Source organism: Roseateles sp. P5_B10 (genome assembly GCF_056400485.1).
In genome coordinates this window covers 1-1,625 of record NZ_JBFULE010001025.1, presented here as the reverse complement: position 1 = coordinate 1,625, position 1,625 = coordinate 1, and the positions used below count along the sequence as shown (strand labels likewise).

The window sequence follows — 1,625 nt, the reverse complement described above, 5'->3', positions numbered from 1 at the left end:
CCAGGCAGGCGGCCCGGCCAATGGCGCGCCGGCACTGCCGTCGGCCGAAGCCTACCGGCGCTGGTCGACGGTGATGCAGAACGAGTTCGATGCACTGCGCTGGCGGCTCGCGCGCGGCGAGCCAGGGCTCATCGACGCCTATGGCGCGACCGACCCGGCGGAATTCTTCGCGGTGATCAGCGAGTTGTTCTTCGAGCGACCCATCGAGCTGGCCGCGGGTCACCCGGCGTTGTACAGCGAGCTCAGTGGCTATTACCGACTGGACCCGGCGAGCTGGAACTAGAAGCCGAGGCTGGCGAGCAGGTCGTCCACATCGTCCTGCTTGAGCGCCTTGTCCGGCGTCTGCACGCCACCGAGCTCGGCGGACACGGCGGCAGCGGCCGGCGCCGGCAGGGACTGGACAAGATCCTTCAGCGGCGGCTCGGCGCGCTCCAGCATCTTGCTGACCTTGTTGATGACCTGGCCCGAGAGATCCTGGAAGTCCTGCGACATCATGATCTCGGTGTGCAGCGACTTCTCGCGCGCGGCAAAGCTTGCGGCATCGGCGGCGTAGGCGGCGCACAGTTTCATCAGCGCGCGGGCGCGGTCGGCGCTGATGTTGCTGGACAGGGCCAGCCGGTTCAGCGCGTCGGACAGCTCGCGGCCCTTCTTGCGCACGGCCTCGGCGTCGTCCTGGGCGGCTTCCACCAGGTTGAGCACCTTGGTGGCCGCCTGCTCCGTCATGCTGCGCACATAGGCCAGGCGCTCGCGCGCATCGGGCAACTCGTCGACCACGTCATGCAGGATCTGGGCGGCGTCGGCCCGGATCATGGCCTGGATGGACGCGTCGGACATGTGGAACTCCCTGAATGGGCCCGGCAGCAGCGACGGGGCTTCAACCAGTTTAGAAGCGCCTCTACGGCGCGCAATTGCCCGGCAGATGGTCAAGCGCTGCCGAACGCGGCCTTTGTCACGCGGGTTGCAATTCAGGGCGCCGCGAGCAGCGCGCGCAAAGCCGCGGCGGTTGCCACGTCCAGGCGGCCGGCTTGCTCGGCCAGCAGGAGCTGGCGCCGGCCCAGGGCCAGCAGCAGGTCGGCGTCCAGCCCGGCAGACGCCAGCGCCTGCAGATGGCGGCCCAGCACGCCGGTATCGCCGCGCGCGACAGGCCCCGAGACGGCACCGGCCAGGCCACGGTCCAGGGCCGTGTCCAACGCGCCACGGGTCAACGGCACCAGAGCCGGCAGGGCTTGGGCCCGCGCCAGTCCAGCGGCCGCCCACAGCGTTTGGGCTTCGGCCAGCACGGCCAGCACGCCGCTGGCGGCCAGGTTGGCCGCCGCGTGATAGGCAGCCCGCGCCTGGGCCGTCATCGGCGACGGCAACGCCAGTGGCACCAGGCCCAGCGCGTGAGCGAGTGCTTCCAGCGCTGGCCGGTGTGCTGCATCCGCCTCGATACCGACATGCACGCCGGCAAGGCCGGTATCACCGGCCAGCAGTTTCAATGGGTGAAAGCCTGCCGCGGCCGGCGCCGGGCCCAGCGCGGCCAGCGGCGTCGCGCCACTGCAATGCAGGCCCAGTTGGCCGGCGCGCCACGGCAAGGCGGCGGCGGTCGTGGCGATCTGATCGTCGGGGACTGTCAGCCAGACCCA

General features: G+C 70.6%; 3 protein-coding genes. 1 reads left to right on the top strand and 2 read right to left on the bottom strand.

Going from position 1 to position 1,625, the window contains the following annotated elements; translation table 11 throughout:
* Positions 1-283: zinc-dependent peptidase (locus AC1DU6_RS30425; RefSeq protein ID WP_477861804.1), on the top strand; the 283-nt coding region annotated here is incomplete at its 5' end.
* Here AC1DU6_RS30425 and AC1DU6_RS30420 read toward each other — a convergent pair.
* A complete protein-coding gene (locus tag AC1DU6_RS30420) occupies positions 280-834 on the bottom strand; it encodes a protein phosphatase CheZ (RefSeq protein ID WP_056193051.1) in 555 nt (184 codons plus the stop codon). The two genes, AC1DU6_RS30425 and AC1DU6_RS30420, sit on opposite strands and share 4 nt — an antisense overlap.
* Before the next feature lie 131 nt (positions 835-965).
* Positions 966-1,625, bottom strand: a 660-nt coding sequence (locus AC1DU6_RS30415) for a DUF2520 domain-containing protein (RefSeq protein WP_477861802.1), incomplete at its 5' end; no start/stop codon positions are given.

Coding starts and splice junctions, on each gene's coding strand:
- AC1DU6_RS30420 (WP_056193051.1), bottom strand. CDS start 834: ATGTCCGACGCGTCCATCCAGGCCATGATCCGGGCCGACGCCGCCCAG.